The following is an 18,294-nucleotide window of genomic DNA, read 5'->3' as shown; positions in this document are numbered from 1 at the left end:
AACTTGTGTCTTACCGGATGCAACGCATGCTCTTTGCGATCTAAATCACAAATTTTGGAGCCACCCTATGTCATCCGACACCACCATGGAGTCTGCTGGACTCTCGTCCCTGCCGTCCGCCAAAGAAGTCAACATCGAGCCCGTCCAGGATGCGCTCGAAGCCAGCCAGATCACCAGCCCCCCGCAATTGAATGATGTGCAGCTTGACGATAAATATACGTCGAATAGCGGCACGATATTTTTATCAGGTATACAAGCCCTGGTAAGACTGCCCATGATGCAGCGCCAGCGTGACCTGGCCGCGGGTTTGAATACAGCGGGCTTTATCTCTGGCTACCGTGGTTCCCCCCTGGGTGGTCTCGACGAGACATTGTGGAAAACCAAAAAACTGCTGGAACAAAACCATGTGCAGTTCGTACCAGGCGTCAATGAAGACCTGGCCGCAACCGCAGTCTGGGGTTCACAGACGGTAGACCTGATAGGCCCGGCCAAATACGATGGTGTGTTTGGCATGTGGTATGGCAAAGGCCCAGGTGTGGACCGTAGTGCTGACGTGTTCAAGCACATGAACCATGCAGGCACATCCAAGCACGGCGGTGTGTTGCTGGTGGCTGGTGATGACCATGGCGCCTACTCCTCGACGCTGCCACACCAGTCTGACCATATTTTCTCTGCCTGCATGATACCCATGCTGTACCCCAGCAATGTGCAGGAATACCTGGACCTGGGCCTGCATGCCTGGGCCATGTCGCGTTTTTCTGGCTGCGCGGTCGGCTTCAAGGCACTGGCGGATACGGTGGAATCGACTTCATCGGTCGATGCCGACCCTTTTCGCCTGCAAATAACCCTGCCTGAAGATTTCGTCATGCCGGAGGGAGGGCTCAATACCCGTCTGTCACTGGATACGCTCGGCATACAGGCGCGCAAGCAGGAGGCCCTGATGCAGGATTACAAAATCTATGCAGCATTGGCCTATGCGCGCGCCAACAAACTCAACCACGTCACCATAGACAGCCCGACTGCACGTCTGGGCATCGTTGCTTCAGGCAAGTCTTACCTTGACGTGCTGGAAGCACTGGAAGAACTGGGCATCGATGAAAAATTCGCAGCCGAGATAGGCATACGTCTGTTCAAGGTATCCATGCCCTGGCCGCTGGAACCGGACGGCGTGCGTGAGTTTGCCCAGGGTCTCGACGAGATACTGGTGGTTGAAGAAAAACGCCAGATGGTCGAGTACCAGCTCAAGGAACAACTGTATAACTGGCGCGACGATGTGCGCCCGCGCGTCATCGGCAAGTTCGATGAAAAAGGCGAATGGGTACATCCACGCGGTGAATGGCTGCTGACTTCCAAGGCTGACTTTTCGGTGGCGCAGATTGCCCGCGTGATTTCTTCGCGCATTGCCCGCTTCCATACCAGCGACCTGATCAAGGCACGTCTGGCATTTTTGGAAGCCAAGGATGTGGTCCTCAGCAAACAAGTCAATACACCTGCACGCCCGGCATACTATTGTTCTGGCTGCCCACACAATACCTCAACCAAGGTGCCGGAAGGCAGCCTTGCATTAGCTGGTATTGGTTGCCATGTCATGGCGACGGCGATTTACCCTGAATTCAATAAACTGACTACCCACATGGGTGGCGAAGGTGCGCCATGGATAGGGCAGGCGGCTTTCTCTACCTTGTCGCATGTGTTCCAGAACCTTGGTGATGGCACTTACTTCCATTCCGGTTACCTGGCAATACGCGCTGCCGTTGCTGCCAAGGTCAATATCACCTACAAGATTTTGTATAACGATGCGGTGGCGATGACGGGCGGCCAACCTGTTGATGGCACGATCACAGTACCGATGATGGCGCAACAGATGGCGGCAGAAGGCGTCAAGCGCATTGCCCTGGTGACTGAAGATTTGTCACGCTATACCGACAGATCAAGCCTGCCAACCTTGGTGACCCTGCATGACCGCAAGGACATGGATGCCGTGCAGCGTGAATTGCGTGAGCTGCCCGGCGCAACGGTACTCATTTACGATCAGACCTGTGCCGCAGAAAAACGTCGCCGCCGCAAAAAAGGCGAATTCCCTGACCCTAACCAGCGCATGTTTATCAACGAGGCCGTCTGCGAAGGCTGTGGTGATTGCGGCGTTCAATCCAACTGTACATCCATCATGCCGGTGGAAACAGAATTTGGCCGCAAGCGTGGCATAGATCAGTCGTCGTGCAACAAGGATTATTCCTGCGTCAAGGGTTTCTGTCCGAGTTTTGTCACGGTAGAAGGCGGCAAGCTGGTCAAGTCCAAGACAGGTACGGCAAAGACCGATGACTTTGGTGCACTGCCAGAACCGCAATTACCAGCCTGTGAAAGCTCTTACAACATCTTGCTGAACGGTATAGGTGGCACTGGTGTGATCACGGTTGGTGCCCTGCTGGGCATGGCAGCACATCTCGAAGGCAAGGGCGCATCGGTGCTCGATATGACAGGCATGTCGCAAAAAAATGGCTCGGTGACTTCGCATATACGCATCGTCAACCAGGCTGGAAAATTACGTGCACAGCGTATAGCAACGGGTGAAGCAGACCTGATCCTGGGCTGCGATATCCTGACCGCTGGCGCACATGATGCGATTTCCAAAATGCGCGCAGGCCGTACCCGTGCCGTCATCAACACCCATGAACAACCGACAGGCCCGTTCGCCAAGAACCCTGACTGGCAATTCCCGCTGGAGTCAGTTGAGCACCTGATTTCTGAATCAGTCGGTGGCAAGGTTGATTTCATCAATGCCACCAAACTGGCAACCGCCCTGATGGGCGACTCCATCGCCACCAATCTGTTCATGCTGGGTTTTGCTTACCAGAAGGGCGCGATACCCGTATCTGAAACCGCCTTGCTACGCGCCATAGAGCTCAATGGTGTGGCGATTGAGGCCAACAAGAAAGCCTTTCTGTGGGGCCGTCGTGCTGCGGTGGACTTTGCACGCGTAGAAAAAATCGCCATCCCTGGCCAGCCTGTCGTCATTCAGATGCCGCAAAGCCTGGATGCGCTCGTCAAGCGCCGCATTGCGGTATTGACGGATTACCAGAACGCCGCCTACGCCCAGCAATATGCTGATCTGGTCGACAAAGTGCGCAAGGCGGAATCTGCATTGAATGCCGGCAACAAGTTCAGTATGGCAGTCGCCAAGTATGCCTTCAAACTCATGGCCTACAAGGATGAATACGAAGTCGCGCGCCTGTACACCAATGGCGATTTCACCGCAAAACTCAAGCAACAGTTTGAAGGCGACTTCAGCCTGAAGTTTAACCTGGCGCCACCTATCTTCTCGAAAAAAGACGGACAGGGTCATCTGGTCAAGGCGCAATATGGTTCCTGGGTATGGCAGGCATTCAAGCTGCTGGCCAAACTCAAGGGTTTGCGTGGTACAGCACTGGATATCTTTGGTCGCACAGAAGAACGCAAGGCTGAGCGCGCCCTCATTGTTGAATACACGGCACTGATGGAAAAACTGGCGGCGGGTTTGAATGCAGATAATCTCGAACAAGCCATTGCCCTTGCCAGTCTGCCTGAAAAAATCCGCGGTTATGGTCACGTCAAGGAAAAGGCCATGCAGGCGTATCATCTGGAAAAGGCAGCTTTGCTCAATCCTGTGAAGACGACCACGGTAATCAAGGAAGTGACACGCGCAGCATGATGTCGGTTTGGCAAGTCTGGGTTGATGCTTAGGCTTGCCAGCAACACCATGCTAAAAAGCAATCCATCTCGACTGAGAATCTGATGACTAGTAACTGCGGGCTTTCCAGCTATTTTGCCGTATCAAATGCAGAATGGACTGGTCCGGGTCGCGATGATCGCATCACATTTTTAGATTGACGTTTACGTTAACGTCATATAACTTAGCTTAACCCTATTTATGCCAGATATTTCATGAATTGCAATATTGGCATGAACAAAACAAGACCGATGAGGAAGACATGACTGACCTGTCCGTTGCCCAGAACCTGACTGAATACAAACCTGCCAACAAAGTGCGCTTTGTGACCGCCGCTTCCCTGTTCGATGGCCATGATGCCTCGATTAACATCATGCGCCGCATTTTGATGGCGAATGGTGCAGAGGTGATCCATCTGGGCCATAACCGTTCGGTAGAAGAAATCGTCACTGCTGCTTTGCAGGAAGATGCCCAGGGCATTGCCATTTCCAGTTACCAGGGTGGCCATGTTGAATACTTCAAATACATGATAGACCTGTTGAAGCAACGTGGCGGTGCGCATATCAAGGTATTTGGTGGCGGTGGTGGTGTCATCGTGCCGGAAGAAATAGCCGACCTGCATACCTATGGCGTGACCCGTATTTTCAGCCCTGAAGATGGCCAGCGCATGGGCCTGGTGGGCATGATTTTGTCGATGATACAGGCTTGCGACAGCGACCTGTCGGGCTATGCACCGAAGTCGCTGTCCGTATTGCAGCAGGGCGATATCGGCGACAAACACCGGCCGCTGGCACAATTGATTACTGCGCTGGAAAACGACAAGGTCGCGCCGGAGCTGCGTGCCCAGTTGCTGGAAGCGGCAAAAGCCAGCAAGGCACCTACCCTGGGTATCACAGGTACTGGCGGTGCCGGTAAATCTTCGCTGACAGATGAGTTGATACGCCGCGTACGTCTGGACCAGGATGATCACCTGAACATTGCCCTGATTTCCATCGACCCGTCACGCCGCAAATCTGGCGGCGCCTTGCTCGGTGACCGCATACGCATGAATGCGATCAACCCTTGGAAGGGCAAACTCAAGGTCTTTATGCGTTCGCTGGCAACCCGTGAAGCCGGTTCTGAAATTTCACAGGCTTTGCCAGACGTGATTGCAGCCTGCAAGGTCGCCGGTTTTGACCTGGTTATCGTCGAGACTTCAGGCATAGGCCAGGGTGATGCCGCCATCGTGCCGCATGTCGATGTCTCCATGTATGTCATGACGCCGGAATTTGGCGCTGCATCTCAACTCGAAAAAATCGACATGCTCGATTTTGCCGATTTTGTCGCCATCAATAAATTTGACCGCAAAGGCGCACAGGATGCCTTGCGCGATGTCGCCAAACAGTACCAGCGCAATCGTGAACTGTGGAGTAAGAAACCGGATGAAATGCCTGTCTATGGTACCCAGGCTTCGCGCTTTAATGATGATGGCGTGACCGCCCTGTATCAAGGTATTCTGCCTGCCCTCGTGCAACGTGGCTTGCCAGCGAAAGCTGGCAAGCTGGCTGCGGTCAACGTCAAGGCATCGAGTGGCAAGAACGTCATCGTGCCGCCTGCTCGTAGCCGCTATCTGGCTGAGATTGCAGACACCGTGCGCGCCTACCACAAGCATACCGGCAGGCAAGTGGTGATTGCGCGTGAGCACCAGCAATTGCAAGAGAGCAAGCGTATGCTGGCGGCAGCGGGTAAATCAGCAGATTTTGATGACCTTATCGTTGAGCGTGAAAACCGCCTTGACGCTGAATCCAAGAAACTGATCAGCATGTGGCCAGACATGCAGGCTGCCTACGCAGGTGATGAATACGTCGTTAAAATTCGCGACAAGGAAATCCGCACCCGCCTGGTACAGCATTCCCTTTCCGGGACCAAGATCCGCAAGGTGGCGCTGCCGCGTTTTGTTGATCATGGTGAAGTCCTGCGCTGGCTGATGCTGGAAAATGTTCCAGGCTCCTTCCCTTACACGGCTGGTGTGTTTGCCTTTAAGCGCGAAGGGGAAGACCCAACCCGCATGTTTGCCGGTGAAGGTGACCCTTTCCGCACTAATCGCCGTTTCAAGCTGGTATCGCAAGGTATGGACGCCAAACGCCTGTCTACTGCATTTGACTCTGTGACGCTCTATGGCGCAGACCCGGCGATACGTCCCGATATCTACGGCAAGGTAGGCAATTCCGGGGTCTCCGTCGCGACGCTGGAAGACATGAAGGTCTTGTATGACGGTTTTGACCTTTGCGACCCGGCTACCTCTGTTTCCATGACCATCAACGGCCCTGCACCGACTATATTGGCCTTCTTCATGAACACCGCGATTGATCAGCAGATGGACAAGTTCCGTGCTGATAACAAGCGCGAACCGACCAGTGACGAAGTAGCGAAGATACGTGCCTGGGTATTGCAGAACGTGCGCGGCACGGTACAGGCAGATATTCTGAAAGAAGACCAGGGACAGAACACCTGTATCTTCTCGACAGAATTCTCGCTGAAGGTCATGGGCGATATCCAGGAATATTTCGTCCATCATCAGGTGCGCAATTTCTATTCTGTGTCCATCAGCGGTTATCACATTGCCGAAGCAGGTGCGAACCCGATTTCACAACTGGCGTTCACACTGTCGAATGGCTTTACCTTTGTTGAAGCCTATCTGGCGCGTGGCATGCACATTGATGATTTTGCGGCTAACCTGTCTTTCTTCTTCAGCAATGGCATGGACCCTGAATACACGGTGCTGGGCCGCGTCGCCCGCCGTATATGGGCAGTAGCGATGCGCGACAAATATGGTGCAAATGACCGCAGCCAGAAACTCAAATACCATATCCAGACCAGTGGCCGTTCCCTGCATGCGCAAGAGATAGACTTCAATGATATCCGCACCACGCTGCAAGCCCTGATCGCGATTTACGATAACTGCAACAGCCTGCATACCAATGCCTATGATGAGGCCATCACCACGCCGACTGACGAATCTGTGCGCCGTGCTCTGGCTATTCAGCTCATCATCAATCGCGAGTGGGGTCTGGCGAAAAACGAAAATCCTATCCAGGGCAGCTTCATCATTGAAGAACTGACCGACCTGGTGGAAGAAGCCGTCATGCAGGAGTTTGAACGCATCGCTGAACGTGGCGGTGTACTCGGTGCGATGGAAACCGGCTATCAGCGCGGCAAGATACAGGAAGAATCCATGCATTATGAACACCTGAAGCATGATGGCACTTTGCCCATCATCGGTGTGAATACCTTCCGCAATCCCAAAGCGAATGACACGCCGCAAAAGATAGAACTGGCGCGTTCTACCGATGAAGAAAAGCAGTCGCAATTGCAGCGTCTGGCTGATTTCCACAGCCGTCATGCGGATGTGGCGCCTAAGGCCCTGGCAGCCTTGCAGCAGGCGGCGATCAATAATGAGAATGTGTTTGCCAAACTCATGGACGCAGCCAGGGTTTGTTCACTGGGGCAGATTACGACGGCACTGTTTGAAGTAGGTGGACAATACCGGCGCAACATGTGATGTCACGCCGATAAATCCATTAAGCGGGCGCATTACTGCGTTGCAAATGCTCGCAATACCGACGTATTGCTGTGCTTTGCGCCTTGTACTGCATCCCGCTGAATGAATTTCTCGGCGTGCCACGGACACGGCTGATTGGAGAAGGGCGACGCTGCGCGCGCCTTTGTAGAGCATGCAAAGCCCGAAAACTCTTCGGGCTTTTTGTTTTTTGCGATGTGCTATTTATTGCTAGAATACCTATCTACAATTAATCAGGTCATGGCTGCGATGTAGCAGCTTTCAGGAGTATTCCATGCGTACCATTCTTGTTTTAGCTTGTGTCTCTATTCTCGCTGCTTGTAACAAACCGCCTGAGCCCAAGGTGGAAGCCAGTGCTTCTGCCAATTTTCTTTCCGAGCAGAAAAAGCAGCTGGATCAGGCCAAGCAGGCGGGGCAGGAGTTACAAAAGGCGGCTGATGCGCAGCGTGAAGTCATCGAAGTCGATACCGGTGGTGGCGCCAAGAAACCTGCGAAAAAAACAGGGGAGTAAGATGGAGTAACATTGTTAGATGGGTTTGCGGTATTGCGTCACTGCAATACCGTCGGTTTGATGGAGTAACCTGGATCAGATATTGATGTCGCATAAAAATTTAATTTCCACAGCGCAGTCCTTGCCTATGGCCTGGCGCTCGACTATTTTGGGTAAGGCAGGTGGGGCGCAGGTCAAGGTCTTGCGTATGGATGACGCGGCTTACCCGGATGAAACCCATGACTTCGATGAAGCTTTGATTGTACTCGATGGTCAGATGAATCTTGATATTGGCGGCGAAACGATAGTCGTCAAAGCTGGTGAGCTATACCTGGTGCCGGCCAACATACCCCATGCAGTAGCGGCTGGTAGTCACGGTACGCTGGTGATTGTCGATCAGTAAGGAAAGAAAATAGCTGTACTGCAGCCGGGGCGGTTTTGCGTAAGTTCAACATGTAAAGGAGTTCTTGCCATGCAAAAGATCACCCCCTTCCTCTGGTTTGATCATCAGGCGGAGGAAGCTGTAGAGTTCTATACCTCCATCTTCAAGGATACCAAGGTGCACAGTGTGTCCCGTTACGGTGAGGGAGCACCCCTGCCCAAGGGAACAGTGCTGACCATCAAGTTTACCCTGGCAGGACAAGAATTCGTAGCCCTCAATGGCGGTCCGCACTATAGCTTCACACCAGCGATTTCTTTTGTTGTCGACTGCGAATCACAAGAAGAAGTCGATTATTACTGGGAAAAACTGCTGGCTGGCGGTGGGGAAGAAAATCAGTGTGCCTGGCTCAGGGATAAGTACGGCGTTTCCTGGCAGGTGGTGCCAAGAGCGTTGATCAATTACCTCAATGATACCGATGCAGCCAAGGCGCAGAGAGTCATGATGGCCATGTTCCAGATGAAAAAAATCATCATCGCTGATCTCGACAAGGCCTATGCCGGAGCATGAATTTGTAACTTGTGTAATTGTTTTTACCGGCTTTTATCAGCCAGCTTTATTTATGTAAAAGTGTCAGCTGAGCTGGGCCAGGAATTGCTTTTCCTGGCATTGTATCCACAAGATTTTATATAAACATCATCCATATAAGGGCGCATAAAATTGAAATCGTTAAAATCACTGTTCGTGGCGTGTTTCCTGTACGCTATAGCCGGGTTTGCCTTGGCTGAAACTGTCGTCATGAATCCTTATGGTAAATACCTTGAGGGCGAAGATGTGGAAGTGGAGGTGGCTCAATTCGCTGCCAAAAATGCCGATGGCTTATATGATGTCTTGCTGAAGATGCGCGGTGCAGCAGCCTTTAATGCCGGCATAGATGGCAAGACCATCAAATACCGCGCTGTGCCAGGTGGCTCAGGTGTCGATTACCAGCTAAATGGCAAGACCCGCATGACCATGCGCCTTAATAATGGTGTCTCTTACTTTCAGGTGTTCCTCGATGGGCGGGGCATTGCGGTTACTGAAGTCCGGGCGCGCTCCCAGGAAGTGCGGCCTTTGCATCTGTTGACTGCATCGACAGAAACTGCAAAGTAAGTTGCCTGATCTATGATGAAGATGCCTGTTTTGATGGCAGGCATTTTTTTTGCCCGTTAATATCCTGATACATAATCTTATTAATCGCTAGAATACGCCGGAGCGACGCAATTTTTTGCTGATTACATTAGCAACCATTGCTGATGCCGGAATTTATTGTTTGTTTTAGTGGGATCGTATGCATACCAAAAAACTTTTATCGACTTTGTTTGAATACAAGGCCTGGGCCAATGCCGACTTGTACCAATTGGCTGCCAGCGTTGCGCCAGACCAGCATGCACGTGAGTTACATGATGCGATACGCATACTCAATCATATTTACGTCGTCGACCAGATTTTCGTCGCCAATCTGCAGGGCCAGCAACATGGCTTCACCGCGCTAAATACCAAAGAAACACCCGCACTGGTCGATTTGCAGCAAGGCGTGCAAAAAGTGGATCAGTGGTACATGGACTATGTCGCTGCCCAGCAGGAAACCAGGTTTGCAGATGACATACGTTTCACTTTTGTGGATGGCACACTGGGCTGCATGTCACGTGGCGAGATGTTATTGCATGTGGCTACCCACGGGAATTATCACCGGGGTGCGGTTGGCCGTATCTTGTTCCAGATAGGCAAGCAGCCGCCGAAAGATACGTTGACGGTGTTCTTGAGCCGACAAACGGATACGCAGTCTTGACTGGCATACGCAGAGCCAGTGATTCGGATGCCAGTGCCCTGCAAGTAATTTACCAGAAATGCCTGGTCGAAGCTGCATGGCAGCAGCGCACTGCAGATTCCATTCCCGGTTTTGCTGATGCGACGCACGGCGAAACAGTGTGGGTTGCCGTGGATGTACGGGATCATGTATTAGCTGTGCTGGCAGTGCAGGAAGGCGATGCCTATATCCATCACTTGTATGTAGATCCCCGGGCGCAAGCACAGGGTCTGGGCAGGGCTCTCTTGGAGCATCTGCAAACTTATTTAGCTTTCCCGTGGCGATTGAAGTGCGTGGCGCAGAATCATGCTGCCTTGGAATTTTATCGACATCTGGGATGGTATGAAATTGAGCAGGGGCGGGCTGAGGATGGGATTTATTACCTGCTGGAGCATGCCGGACCGCTGTGATTTCCTCAATTCATTGATGGGGCAATTTCTCTGATAACTGGAAAATGACTTGCAGCCAGCTCTTTAGCTGCGTCTGGCAAGGCAAATACAGGTTGATGTCAATATTATCAAGTACCTGCATTTGCAAGTACTGGAAGTGAGTTATCAATGACCTCCTGTATGTCCGTGCCTGACTTTCATAAAACGGGGCAATGATGCTGCAAAAATACGCAGTACCCGGCAGTCTCTTGATGTCTGTGGCAAGGCTGGGCTATTTGAACGTTTTGACGGCTTTTATGAGCGGCTCAGGCGGGTATCAGCGCAGGTGTCAAGGCCAGATTTGACCCGGTTGATATGAAGAAATTATTAGGCAGGCTGGACCGCTGACTGTATAAATTTGTACCTGACCAGATTTGCCGCTTGTAGTCTAAGCGTGTTTGAGGAATACTGAAAATGTAAGCTGTATTTACTTTCGACACGACCTCTTAGCTCACTCAGGACTGCCCATGCCAGGCAAAGTTGAAGTATCCAGAGTTGCCCTATACCGCGCCATGGTAGAACAGGCTCAGGATGCCTTGCTGGTATTGGAAGATGAGCATTTCATCGATTGCAATCCCAGTGCAGAAAAAATGTTCGGCTTGCCAAGGGAGAAACTGTTACTAAGTACGCCACTGCACCTGTCTGCCAGGACACAGCCTGACGGGCGCGATTCCCTGACTGCCGCAACAACCTACATAGCGCTGACCAAATCTGGCCAGCCTCAGCGTTTCGACTGGGTCTCACGCAAGGCTGATGGCAGCCTGTTCACGACCGAGGTGGCGCTGAGCCTCCTGTCCGAAGAGGGCAGGCAGTTCATTATCGCCGTGATAAGTGATGTGACTGAGCGCAGACATGCCGAGCAGGAGGCGCGCAAGAAAAATGAAAAATTGCGGATTTTGCTGGAAAACTTCCCGGGTGGTGTTTCCCTGATCGATGAGAATCTCCGGGTGGTTGCCTGGAATGCAGAGTTGCTGCGCATGCTCGATTTGCCACCAGCCTTGTTTCAGGGCCAACCGCCGCTTGCGCGTGATGTGTTTGAAGCAAACATAAAACGTGGTGAATATGGTGAGTTCAGCAGCGCCAGCGATGATGAAAAACTGGCCAAACTCATGGCCATCATCCAAAGCGATACTCCTTACTCTTACGAACGTCTGCGCTCGGACGGCAGCATCATAGAAGTACGTGGCATGCCTGTAGACGGCGGTGGTTTTGTCACTACCTGCATGGACGTGACGGCCAAGCGACGCATGGAAATTGAATTCCACAAGCAATCGCTGTTCCTGCGGGCAGTGCTGGCACATATGCCGCAAGGCCTCAGTGTGTTTGACGACGAACTCAAGCTCTATCTGTGGAACCAGGGTTTTCTGGATGTGCTCAACTATCATCCCGACTCCATCTACCAGGGGGTGCCATTTGAAGACCTGTTGCGCATCATGGCGGAGCGCGGTGAATATGGCGGAGGCGATGTTGAAGAGCTGATCCAGTCACGCCTGCATCTGGCCAGACAGTTTCAGGCTCATCAATTTGAACGTACCAGGCCCAATGGTCATACCCATCTGGTACAGGGCAAGCCGATTTATGAAGGCGATGCCCTGCGCGGTTTCGTCACCACTTATACCGATGTGACCGAACTCAAGAAAGTGCAGACCGCCCTGTCGAAAGCCAATGCCAGCCTGGAACAGAATGTCGCCGAGCGTACCCTGGAATTGCGCCATACTCAGGACGACCTGATACGCAGCGAAAAGCTGGCAGCCCTGGGTTCACTGGTGGCCGGTGTTGCACATGAACTCAATACGCCGATTGGCAATAGTCTGCTGACCTCCAGCACCTTGCAAGCCAAGACCCAGGAATTTTCGCAAAAGGTACTGGAAGGCAGCATACGTCGGTCAGACCTGCTCGGTTATCTTGAAGCAGCCCGCCATGCAAGTGAATTGATAGAGCATGGTCTGAAAAGTGCTGCAGACCTGGTTGCCAGTTTCAAGCAGGTCGCGGTCGATCAGGCCAGTTCCAAACGGCGACGCTTTCATGTCAACAAGGTCTGTCATGATGTGATTGCCACCATGATGGCAAAAATTCGCCAGGCCGGTTTGCAGATACAGATGGATATCCCACTGCACATAGAAATGGACAGTTTTCCCGGTCCGCTGGACCAGGTGATTGGCAATCTGGTTGATAATGCCATCCTGCATGCCTTTGACGGCAGGACGGATGGGCAGATATGCATCGTGGCATGTAAGCGTGAGCAGGACAAGGTGGAGATACGCTTTGAAGATAATGGCGCAGGGATACCGGCAGAAAATCTCAGTCGTATCTTTGATCCTTTTTTTACCACCAAGCTGGGACAGGGCGGTAGCGGCCTGGGGATGAGTATCGTCTACAACATCGTCACTGACTTGCTCGGCGGGCATATCAGGATAGAGAGCACAGTCAACACCGGCACCAGTTTTATCATGCTCTTGCCACTGGTTGCACCCGGTGCGGATATGGAGTGAAGCTGCATATATTGGCGGGCAGTTGCCCATGCTCGGGTATACTGTAGCGTTGATCAAGCTTAATCCGCATTAAGAAAGCCTGCCGTGTCGAACTTCCCCGCCTGTGGTCGTGAGTTGCCCATGCGGGCCGCTGCCAGTACAGATGACGATGATGAGCGCATTGTCAGGGATGGCAATGTCCTGGTCGACGGCGATGGCGTGGTGCTGATTAAGGATTCGAAAGTCAAACGTTCTTCCATCGCCCTGGAAATGGGGAGCAAGGTGAAGAGCATACGTCTGGTGGGTGGTGATCATGAAGTGGACTGCAAGATGGATGCGGGCAATTTCATGCTGAAGGCCTGCTATTTGAAAAAAGTGTAAGCGAAAAAATATAAGAAAAAATCTAGGCGACATTTCGCTCGATACTTCATAGGATATTCACAGGATATTTATGCGACAGATATTGGTATATGGTGATTCCCTGTCTTGGGGCTTGATACCCACGACACGCAAGAGATTGGTTTTTGAAGAACGTTGGCCTGGTGTGCTGGAAATTGGTCTCAACAGTGCTGAGTACCATGTACGTGTGGTAGAGGATTGCCTCAACGGCAGACGCACGGTCTGGGACGACCCCTTCAAGCCTGGACGTAACGGTAGTCAGGGCCTGGCGCAAAGAATAGAAAGCCTGTCACCGCTATCACTGGTGATTATCATGCTGGGTACAAATGACTTCCAGTCCATGCACCAGAACACAGCCTGGCTGTCGTCCCAGGGACTGGCTGTCATCATCAACACCATACGCCAGGCGCCGATAGAGCCGGGCATGCAGATACCACCGATACTGGTCGTCTCCCCACCAGAGCCATGTGCAGCCAAAGGCATGATGGCGCCGAAATTTATTGGCTGTGAAGAACGCTGTGCCGGCCTGGCCGATGCGTATAAAGAAGTTGCCGCTGCCAATGGCTGTCATTTTTTTGATGCGGACAGCGTTGTCACTGCCAGTGAATATGACGGCGTACACCTTGATGCCGACCAGCACCTGATACTGGGTTGGGAGCTGGTGGGGGCAGTTTCGTCCATCTTGAAATAAGGACTATTGTTCACATGAGGCACACAGACTTGCATGCCATACAGAACCTGCTGGCCAGATTTGCCAATAGCTTTGATTTGAAAGACTGGGATGCCTTACGTGACTGCCTGACCGTCTCTGTCTATACGGATTATTCGGAACTGCGCGGTACGCCACCAGAGCAAATCAGTAACCAGCAATATGCAGATCTGCGCCGTATCGCCCTGCAGGACCTGCTGACCCACCATGTCAGCGGGAATACGGAAATCGACCTGGATGATGATACCGGCGATACGGGTAAAGCCAGGGTGTCAAGCGTCATCTACCGCAAGAATAGCCAGGGTGAGACCCTGCATACGCATTGCCTGTATCAGTTCGGTCTGCAGAAACAGGATGGCCAATGGCTGATCAACGCCATTATTCAGAAAGTCTTCTGGAGTGACGGGCAGGCTGGTATACATCGCGGTATCGTCAAATAAAAGAAAAGTCCCTGACCGTATTTCTGCTGCAACACGATCTGGGACTTGTTATTTTTGTTTATTGGTTTCAGGTAAATTGTATCTGTCCGTCGGCGAGGCCTATGAGCGTAATTGCCGCACTGGTGTCGGTCGCAGTGACAGCAGATGCGATGGCAATGCCATTGGTGATGGATGATTCCGGTGTCAGGAAGTTCAGGCCCCACTCAACCGAGAACTGGTTGGCAACCTTGATTTTATTGTTGAGCAGATCGACCACCCAGCCCCAGGTAGCATCGCCCGTAAAGGCACGCGCACCGGCCAGCACGGCGCTGACCATGGATCCCCGGCTTTGTATGCCGGTATTGAGTTCATTGAGCCAGTATTTCAGGCCGGCTTCATCTGCACCGGCAGACCTGCCCATGGCGTTTTTGTAAATGATATTGATGAAATCGGTATTGCTGAGGTTGAGGGTGTATCCCGTTTGCGCGGGGTATTGTGCCGCCGCCAGGAAGAAGGCGTCACCTATCTGCTTGAATGTCATGCCTGACTTGAACTGGGTGACCCAGTAATCCATGCCATCGGCATCGGGTACGCGGTTGAAATAGGCTACGTACAATTCTTCCAGCGATTGCAGGTCTGCCGTCTTGATGCTGTGGGCATTGTCATACACCGTTGTGTTGACGATGTAATCATTGAACTGGATTTTTTCTACGTTATGAACACCCCAGTAAGCCGCATTCTGGTTGCCCAGCAATAAAGTGTTGTTGCCGATTTCACTGACGAAATAACTGCCCCCGCCTTTGCCCAGGGTTGCGTTGATCACCAGGGTGTCGGTACCGCTGCCACCGTCGATATAGTCATAGCGCGTGCTGCCAGGGGCGCTCAAGCCTATCACATTATTGCTGCCGTCAAACTGGAAAATGCTATTGCTGGCATTCAGGTTGCCACTGGCGCCGCTGATATTAACGATGGACTTGTCCAGCGTCGTCGTTTCGGTCTGTTGTGTTGTGCTGAGGTTTTTGCGTATGTAGCCGGTATTATCGATGGTTGTCAGGCTGAGGCTGGCACCCTGCTTGTAAGCGCCTGACGAGTAGGCATCAAAATACAGCTTGTCCGTGGTGTTGACGGTGGCTCCACCGATTTTCCAGGTATAGGCCAGCAGGCTGCTGTCCGGCACTACTGGCTGATAAATACCGGGTATGCTGGAATACAGGTCAAGATAATCACCGATGGCGGCATAGTATTTCAGGGCGAAGGCTTCTTTTTCTGGTGCACTGAACGCTACGCCCAGGTGATTCATTTTTGAATCCTGGGTAGCACGCCAGATACCTGTATCGCGGTAGTAGCCACCCTGATAAGTGCCGACTACACCAAGATCGCCGTCTTTGTAACCGAGCCAGGCAGACCATGGTATGCGGCTCAGCGAATCGGTGACATGTGGGCTGGCCAGGAAGCCGGGATCAGTAGTCGGATAATTGCTGGCGATCGACGTGTCAACATATTCATCCTGCAAGCCTGCGAAGCTGTGGCCGATTTCATGCAGCACCACTTCGGCCGAAGAAATGTTTCCGGCGGATGCCCAGGCAATGGAGCCACCGGCGCCGCCATACAGGGCGGTATTGACCAGCACCACAACCAGTTCATGCGCATCGCTGGCGACAGCACTATTGACGACTGTATTGACCTTGGAAAAATCACCATACAACAAACGCCCATCGCTACCGTGCTGGGTGGCGTCGAAGTAGGTATTGACGCTGATATTCTTGTTTGGCTGGTCCGTACCTGATTGTGCAGAGGCGACAAAAATAGCGCTGGCATTGAACAGGTTTTTGTATGATGAGAATGGCGCGTTCAGCTTGGCATTCGCATCACCCAGCATATTGTCGAGAAATTTTTGCGCGTCGGCCAGGAACTGGGCACGTTCAGCGGAAGTATAACCTTCCGCGACAAAGACGATATCAACGCGGTTTTTGCTGTTGCCATTATTGAGTATGGTGGTGACGTCTGCCATGATGGGTGAGCCTTGTAGGTAGTAGCGAATTCTTCAGCAACCATCATAAGAGTGTTGCCATGTCAAAAACAAGCCCCATAAATATATTAGCAAGAAATGGGCAAACGCTATCGTACAACAATGTCTATGAAAAAAGACATGTATTTAATGTTGGGTACTGCAACCAGTGTTGCAAAATTGAACGGCGATACATAACGATACATTACGCATGACTCTGCTCGATTCCCGCCAGTGTCAGCCTGAAAAAGAGCATGTAAAAAATACCATGCTTTCAATAGATTGAACTGACACAACACTGTCCCGACAAGGTATCAGCGACTACAGTACTAGAGTACGGCCGGGAGCTGCAACGCAGCCGGCGCGATTTTGCGTAAGTCCTAATAGACATCCCGTCTGTACAGGCCCAACTCTGCCATATGTTCAAGTTTATCGAGACCCAGCAGATTACTCAAGGTGCGATCTACCTCTTCTGCCATGCCCTGCAGGCTGCCGCAGACGAGTATGGCTGCACCCTGTTCCACCCATTCCCGGATATCTGCCTGTTGTTCTTGCAGGGCATGCTGTACATAGTGGCGTACAGCCTGGTCGCGGGAAAAGCACAGACTCACCCTGCTGAGTACGCCATTCGCTTGCCATGCCTGGATTTCTTCCCGGTGGAAAAAATCATATGCCTCGTTCCTTTCGCCAAAAAACAACCAGTTGCGTAAATGACCATGGATGGCACGAGCCTTGATGTGGGCGCGCAAACCTGCCAGCCCGGTACCGTTGCCAATCAGGATCAAGGGACAGTCTTGTGGCGGGGTGTGGAACTGACGGTTCTCTCGAATGCGCAGTTTGATACTTTGTCCGATTTCTGCATGAGCAGTCAGCCAGCCAGAACCTATACCCAGGCTGCCATCGGGACGGCGCATCTGCCGCACCAGCAATTCCAGCTTGCCGTCAGTGGGCAGGGATGAGATGGAATATTCGCGATGCGGCAGGGCCGGGCGTTCCGGCACATTACTGGCCGGGTTGATGTCAGGCGGGTAATCCGGGCCGATTTCTGCAATATCGCCGGCTTGCCAGGCAAGCGCACTGCTGCCTGCATGCTGTGCCGGGCGACAGGCAATGCGATAAGCGGCCCCCCCCGCGCTGCCGGGGTTGAGTAATTCTCTTTCAGTCAATATCCAGTCCTGATAACCGGGCTTGCTCCAGTCCGCCATCTCTGTGTGACCACTGATCAGCCCCAGATAATGCTGCCAGTGGCGCAATGCGCCTTCATCGCCATTATCGACTTCCACCATGTCAAACAGGCAGTGTGCCTGCTGGTGTCTCAGCCAGTGATCGAGCCTGTGGGCAAAGGCACAGAACTGCTGGTAATGCCTGTCGCCTAAAGCCAGCACGGCAAAATGCAAATGGGATAAATCGATTTGCTGGCTCATCAGCAAACGGGTGAAGGCCACTGCATTATCGGGGGCATCACCTTCTCCAGTGGTGCTGACGATGAACAGTATGCGCTTACTCTTGTTCAGTGTCGCCGCCTTGATGGCAGCCAGGCTGTTGATGGCCACAGCCATGCCAGCTTCTTGCAAATGCTGGGCGGTTTTAAGGGCGATTTGTTCCGCAAAGCCGGTCTGGCTGGCATAGGCGACCAGGATACTTTGCGGATCACCCTGATCCAGTTCTGCACTAAAGCCATGCTGTTGAGTGACTTGCCCATCCCTGTACTTGCGTACTGTTTGCAGGCAAAAGCTCAGGTAGCTGAGCCCCACCAGCATTGCGCTGATGTGTTTTTGCGCTGGCAAGGAGAGAAAAAAACTGGCGATACACAGGACAGTCAGCGTCAGGCAGATACGGCTCATCCAGGCGAAGGATGGTAGTGGAGGTCGGTGCAT

The 18,294-nt window shown here is 52.4% G+C and carries 14 protein-coding genes; 12 read left to right on the top strand and 2 right to left on the bottom strand.

Annotated elements, in window-relative coordinates; genetic code table 11:
• Positions 1 to 67 precede the first annotated feature (67 nt).
• The 12 genes from LZ463_RS02350 (at position 68) to LZ463_RS02295 (ending at position 14,430) form a co-directional block, all read left to right on the top strand.
• Positions 68 to 3,688, top strand: coding sequence for an indolepyruvate ferredoxin oxidoreductase family protein (locus LZ463_RS02350; protein WP_241453457.1), 3,621 nt, complete (start codon positions 68 to 70; stop codon positions 3,686 to 3,688).
• 280 nt (positions 3,689 to 3,968) lie between these two features.
• Positions 3,969 to 7,247, top strand: coding sequence for a fused isobutyryl-CoA mutase/GTPase IcmF (gene icmF / locus LZ463_RS02345; protein ID WP_241453456.1), 3,279 nt, complete (start codon positions 3,969 to 3,971; stop codon positions 7,245 to 7,247).
• A gap of 292 nt (positions 7,248 to 7,539) precedes the next feature.
• Positions 7,540 to 7,776, top strand: coding sequence for a hypothetical protein (locus tag LZ463_RS02340; RefSeq protein ID WP_241453454.1), 237 nt, complete (start codon positions 7,540 to 7,542; stop codon positions 7,774 to 7,776).
• Positions 7,777 to 7,861: 85 nt separating this feature from the next.
• Positions 7,862 to 8,158: a cupin domain-containing protein gene (locus LZ463_RS02335; protein WP_241453453.1), complete on the top strand. Its 297-nt coding sequence runs from the start codon at positions 7,862 to 7,864 to the stop codon at positions 8,156 to 8,158.
• Positions 8,159 to 8,227: 69 nt separating this feature from the next.
• Positions 8,228 to 8,704: a VOC family protein gene (locus tag LZ463_RS02330; RefSeq protein ID WP_241453452.1), complete on the top strand. Its 477-nt coding sequence runs from the start codon at positions 8,228 to 8,230 to the stop codon at positions 8,702 to 8,704.
• A 150-nt stretch (positions 8,705 to 8,854) separates the two neighbouring features.
• Positions 8,855 to 9,286, top strand: a complete 432-nt coding sequence (locus LZ463_RS02325) for a hypothetical protein (protein ID WP_241453451.1) — start codon at positions 8,855 to 8,857, stop codon at positions 9,284 to 9,286.
• Positions 9,287 to 9,464: 178 nt separating this feature from the next.
• Positions 9,465 to 9,965: a DinB family protein gene (locus LZ463_RS02320; RefSeq protein WP_241453450.1), complete on the top strand. Its 501-nt coding sequence runs from the start codon at positions 9,465 to 9,467 to the stop codon at positions 9,963 to 9,965.
• Positions 9,962 to 10,393, top strand: a complete 432-nt coding sequence (locus LZ463_RS02315; RefSeq protein WP_241453449.1) for a GNAT family N-acetyltransferase — start codon at positions 9,962 to 9,964, stop codon at positions 10,391 to 10,393. Before LZ463_RS02320 ends, LZ463_RS02315 begins: the two co-directional genes overlap by 4 nt.
• A gap of 485 nt (positions 10,394 to 10,878) precedes the next feature.
• The gene (locus LZ463_RS02310; protein ID WP_241453446.1) at positions 10,879 to 12,903 is read left to right on the top strand and encodes a PAS-domain containing protein; all 2,025 of its coding nucleotides are present in this window, start codon (positions 10,879 to 10,881) and stop codon (positions 12,901 to 12,903) included.
• An 84-nt stretch (positions 12,904 to 12,987) separates the two neighbouring features.
• Entirely contained in the window at positions 12,988 to 13,263 is a 276-nt protein-coding gene (locus LZ463_RS02305; protein WP_347176237.1) for a zinc ribbon domain-containing protein YjdM, read from the top strand.
• Positions 13,264 to 13,333: 70 nt separating this feature from the next.
• Positions 13,334 to 13,972, top strand: coding sequence for an SGNH/GDSL hydrolase family protein (locus tag LZ463_RS02300; protein WP_241453442.1), 639 nt, complete (start codon positions 13,334 to 13,336; stop codon positions 13,970 to 13,972).
• A gap of 14 nt (positions 13,973 to 13,986) precedes the next feature.
• Positions 13,987 to 14,430 carry a nuclear transport factor 2 family protein gene (locus LZ463_RS02295; protein WP_241453440.1) on the top strand — a complete coding sequence of 148 codons (444 nt, stop codon included), beginning with the start codon at positions 13,987 to 13,989 and terminating at the stop codon, positions 14,428 to 14,430.
• A gap of 67 nt (positions 14,431 to 14,497) precedes the next feature.
• Here the strand turns inward: LZ463_RS02295 and LZ463_RS02290 are convergent, their stop codons facing one another.
• Both LZ463_RS02290 and LZ463_RS02285 read right to left on the bottom strand, forming a co-directional pair.
• Positions 14,498 to 16,420, bottom strand: a complete 1,923-nt coding sequence (locus LZ463_RS02290) for a M64 family metallopeptidase (RefSeq protein WP_241453439.1) — start codon at positions 16,418 to 16,420, stop codon at positions 14,498 to 14,500.
• A 377-nt stretch (positions 16,421 to 16,797) separates the two neighbouring features.
• A complete protein-coding gene (locus LZ463_RS02285) occupies positions 16,798 to 18,294 on the bottom strand; it encodes a sulfite reductase subunit alpha (RefSeq protein ID WP_241453437.1) in 1,497 nt (498 codons plus the stop codon).

The sequence above is a fragment of the Undibacterium paludis genome, from assembly GCF_022568815.1.
In the GTDB taxonomy this organism is placed as follows: Bacteria; Pseudomonadota; Gammaproteobacteria; order Burkholderiales; family Burkholderiaceae_D; genus Undibacterium.
The sequence above is the reverse complement of the archived record's forward strand: the minus strand, read 5'-3'. Positions and strand labels throughout refer to the sequence as shown.